The organism is Streptomyces sp. NPDC050263, assembly GCF_040655955.1.
Taxonomy (GTDB): domain Bacteria; phylum Actinomycetota; class Actinomycetes; order Streptomycetales; family Streptomycetaceae; genus Streptomyces.
In genome coordinates this window covers 1-3914 of the sequence record NZ_JBFAKW010000246.1, presented here as the reverse complement: position 1 = coordinate 3914, position 3914 = coordinate 1, and the positions used below count along the sequence as shown (strand labels likewise).

The 3914-nt window shown below is 69.5% G+C and carries 3 protein-coding genes; all 3 read left to right on the top strand.

What is annotated here, in order from left to right; all coding sequences use genetic code 11:
- The first annotated feature begins 97 nt into the window (after nucleotides 1-97).
- The 3 genes from AB0J04_RS45425 (at nucleotide 98) to AB0J04_RS45415 (ending at nucleotide 3869) form a co-directional block, all read left to right on the top strand.
- Nucleotides 98-1081, top strand: coding sequence for a sugar ABC transporter permease (locus AB0J04_RS45425; protein WP_363174604.1), 984 nt, complete (start codon nucleotides 98-100; stop codon nucleotides 1079-1081).
- Nucleotides 1078-1911 carry a carbohydrate ABC transporter permease gene (locus AB0J04_RS45420; RefSeq protein WP_363174603.1) on the top strand — a complete coding sequence of 278 codons (834 nt, stop codon included), beginning with the start codon at nucleotides 1078-1080 and terminating at the stop codon, nucleotides 1909-1911. Before AB0J04_RS45425 ends, AB0J04_RS45420 begins: the two co-directional genes overlap by 4 nt.
- A gap of 188 nt (nucleotides 1912-2099) precedes the next feature.
- Nucleotides 2100-3869 carry an RICIN domain-containing protein gene (locus AB0J04_RS45415; RefSeq protein ID WP_363174602.1) on the top strand — a complete coding sequence of 590 codons (1770 nt, stop codon included), beginning with the start codon at nucleotides 2100-2102 and terminating at the stop codon, nucleotides 3867-3869.
- The last annotated feature ends 45 nt before the right edge of the window (nucleotides 3870-3914 follow it).

Genomic DNA, 3914 nt, shown 5'->3' with positions numbered 1-3914 from the left:
CGGGCGCGGGGGCCTTGCCCCCGGCGCCCGCACGGCACCCGCAACCGCCCGGACACCGCGATCGCGCCGGGCAGGCCACCCGCATCCAGGAGTTCGCATGACCACCGCCCGCGTCGACCGCCGCTCGCAGCGGTCCCCGGTCAGGTCCGGGGCGACCGGAACCGACGACCGGACGGACGCCCTGGCGCTGAAGCGCCGCCAGCGCCGGAAGAGCCGGCTGACCGCACTGGCGTTCCTCGCGCCCCTGGCCGTCTACCTCGCCGCGTTCTACGTCTATCCGCTCTACCGCAACCTCGACCTGAGCCTGCGCAACTACACCGTCAGGTCGTTCGTGGCAGGCGACGCGCCGTTCTCCGGGCTGGACAACTTCCGGACCGTCCTCGACGATCCGACGTTCGGCCCGGCCCTGCGCCACACCATGATCTTCACCTTCGCGTCGATCGCCTTCCAGTACGCCGCCGGGCTCGCCCTCGCGGTCTTCTTCAACCGCCACTTCCGGCTGGCCGGCACTCTCAGGGCGCTGTTCCTGATCCCGTGGCTGCTGCCGCTGATCGTGTCGGCGTCGACCTGGTCGTGGATGTTCAACAGCGAGTCCGGCGTCCTCGACTACGCCCTCCACCTGGTGGGCGTGGCCCCGGTCGACTGGCTCAACTCGCCCGACTGGGCGCTGACCTCCGTCATCATCGCCAACATCTGGATCGGCATCCCGTTCAACCTGGTCATCCTCTACAGCGGCCTGCAGAACATCCCCGGCGAGCTGTACGAGGCCGCGTCGCTGGACGGGGCGAGTGCCTGGCAGCAGTTCCGGCGGATCACCTTCCCGCTGCTGCGCCCGGTCTCGGCGATCACGCTGCTGCTGGGTCTCGTCTACACCCTCAAAGTGTTCGACCTGATCTGGATCATGACCAAGGGCGGCCCCGGCGACGCCTCGTCCACCCTGGCGACCTGGTCCTACCAGCTCGGCTTCGGCACGCTGCTGCCGAAGTTCGGCCCCGGGGCCGCCGTCGGCAACATCCTCATCCTCATCGCCCTCGCCTTCGGGCTGCTGTACATCCGCGTCCAGAGGAGGCAGCAAGCATGACCGCCGTCCACCGCCCCGCCCGGCGCTCGCGCCTCTACACCGTCGTCGGCGTCCTGCTCACGGCCGTCATGCTGTTCCCGGTGTACTGGATGCTGAACGTGTCCCTCACCCCGCAGCAGGACATGCGCAAGAGCCCGCCCGACCTGCTGCCCCTGCATCCCACTTTCGAGGGCTACCGCGCCGTTCTGAACGACCAGATGCCCTACCTCGGCACCAGCCTGCTCATCGGGCTGGGCACGGTCGCCCTCACCCTCCTCCTCGCCGCCCCGGCCGGCTTCGCGCTGGCGAAGCTGCGCCCGCTCGGCGGCGGTGCGCTCGGCCTGTTCCTGCTGGTCGCACAGATGATCCCCGGCATCGTCATGGCGATGGGCTTCTACGGCATCTTCCTCGACCTGGGCCTGCTCAACTCCTGGTGGGGGCTGATCGTCGCCGACTCCACCATCGCTGTGCCGTTCGGCGTCATGATCTTCACCGCGTTCATGTCGGGCATCCCCGGCGAGCTGATCGCCGCCGCCCGCATCGACGGCGCGGGCACCTTCCGCACCTTCTGGTCGATCGTGCTGCCGGTGAGCCGCAACGCGCTCGTCACCGTCTCGCTCTTCAGCTTCCTGTGGGCCTGGTCCGACTTCGTCTTCGCCAACACCCTCGACGGCGGCGGCGACTGGCGCCCGATCACCCTCGGCATCTACCACTACATCGGCAACAACAACCAGGAATGGAACGCGATCATGGCCACCGCCGTCGTCGCGTCCCTGCCCGCGGCGGTCCTGCTCGTCCTCGCCCAGCGCTATGTGGCCGCGGGCGTCACCGCCGGCGCGGTCAAGGACTGATCCACGATGCCCGCCGCCCCGGGCCCACCGGCCGGGCGGGGCCGAGCTCCGCCGTGCCCGCTCGCACTCCGCACAGGACTGTCACCCGTCACCGGGGTCCGACACCCCAGGCAACCGGCCGGCCGTTTCCCGAGCCGCCTGCGCACCGCACTCGAGAAGTCCCCGTCTTTTCCTCAGGAGAGCCGCTGATGTCATACCTGAGCCACCGTCACCGATTCAGAGCCCCCCTCGGCCGCGTCGGCGCCACCGCCGTGGCCACCGCCCTGGCCGCCACCGCTGTCGTCGTGACGGGCGGATCCGCCCAGGCCGCTCCCACGTCGTCCACCACCCTCGTCGTCAACGCGGCGCAGAACCTGCGGTCCGTCACCCACGTCGGCACGGGCAGCCTCTACGGTCTGGCGAGCACGAGCACCCCCGCCGACAGCCTCGTACAGCCCCTGAAGCCCAACACCTTCATTCAGATGGCGCCGGGCGGCAGCCAGCTGCCCAACGGCGAGCCCGCTCCCGCGGGCGACTCCCTGGTCGTCGCCGCCAAGGCCGCTGCCGCGGGCGCCAAGGTCGTCGTGCGGATGCCGGACTGGTACCCGGACTTCCCCTACAAGTGGGTGAGCTGGAGCAACTGGCTGTCCGCGGTCGACCAGCAGGTGGCCGCGGTGAAGTCCTCCAGCGCCACGAACATCAGCGCCTACGCACTGTGGAACGAGCCCGACTGGACGTGGGACACCGCCAACGCCGGTGCCTTCAACGCGGGTTGGGCCCGCACGTTCAAGGAGGTGCGCACCAAGGACACCACGACACCGATCCAGGGGCCGAGCTACTCGGTCTGGAACCAGTCCTGGATGAGCTCGTTCCTCACCGACGCCAAGGCGAGCGGCACCGTCCCCGACGTCATCGCCTGGCACGAGCTGGAGGGCAGCCAGAACATCGCCGCCCACGTGTCGGCGTATCGCGCGCTGGAGTCGAGCCTCGGCATCAGCCCGCGCCCGATCGACATCGAGGAGTACGGCACGCCCGCCGAGATGGGCAACTCGGGCGCCCTCATCGGCTACGCGGCCAAGTTCGAGCGCACGGGCGTCCGTGACGCCGAGCTCGCCTTCTGGAACCACTACGGCACCCTCGGCGACACCCTCACCGACACCGGCGGCTCGCCCAACGGCTCCTACTGGACGTACAAGTGGTACGGCGACATGTCCGGGAACATGCTCACCACCACGCCCCCCGCGCAGACCGGCATCGACGGCCTCGCCTCCCTCAACGGCGCGGGCAACCAGATCAGCGTCGTCGCCGGCGGCTGCACCGGCTCCTGCGCCGTCACGGTCAACGGCCTGAACTCCCTGTCGGCCTTCGGCAGCACGGTCCACGTCAAGCTGGAGTACTCGCCCGACACCGGCCGCACCACCGCCTCTCCCGGCCCGATCACCATCTCCGACACCGACTACACGGTCTCCGGCGGTTCCATCACCGTGCCCGTCACGATGAACGCCACCGACGGCTACCACCTGGTGGTCACCCCGAGCGGCAGCTCCACCACGCTGGCCGGTCGCTACCAGATCACCAACAAGAACAGCGGGCTCGCCCTCGACACCGTGAACGCGGGCACCGCCCAGGGCACCTCGGTCGTCCAGGCCACGTCCACCACCGGCACCGACCAGAACTGGACCCTGGTGGCCGCCGGCTCGGGCCTGTACAAGATCGTCAATCAGAAGAGCGGACTGCTGCTCGGCATCAACAACATGAGCACCAGCAATGGCGGCACGGCCCTGATCTGGGGTGACAACGGCACCGCCGACCATCTCTGGCAGGCCATACCGGCCCGTGACGGCTACTACAAGATCGCCAACTACAACAGCGGTCTGTTGCTGGGCGTCGACAGCATGAGCACGTCGTCGGGCGCCCAGGTCCTGCAGTGGTCCGACAACGGCACCGCCGACCACCTGTGGAGACTCACCTCTCGCTGAGGGAACCCGCCAGCGGCCCCGCGCCCACCGTCCACGGCGGGCGCG

Excerpts from the sequence above, each read along its gene's own strand:
- AB0J04_RS45425 (WP_363174604.1), top strand. The coding sequence starts at position 98 with ATGACCACCGCCCGCGTCGACCGCCGCTCGCAGCGGTCCCCGGTCAGG.
- AB0J04_RS45415 (WP_363174602.1), top strand. The coding sequence starts at position 2,100 with ATGTCATACCTGAGCCACCGTCACCGATTCAGAGCCCCCCTCGGCCGC.
- AB0J04_RS45420 (WP_363174603.1), top strand. The coding sequence starts at position 1,078 with ATGACCGCCGTCCACCGCCCCGCCCGGCGCTCGCGCCTCTACACCGTC.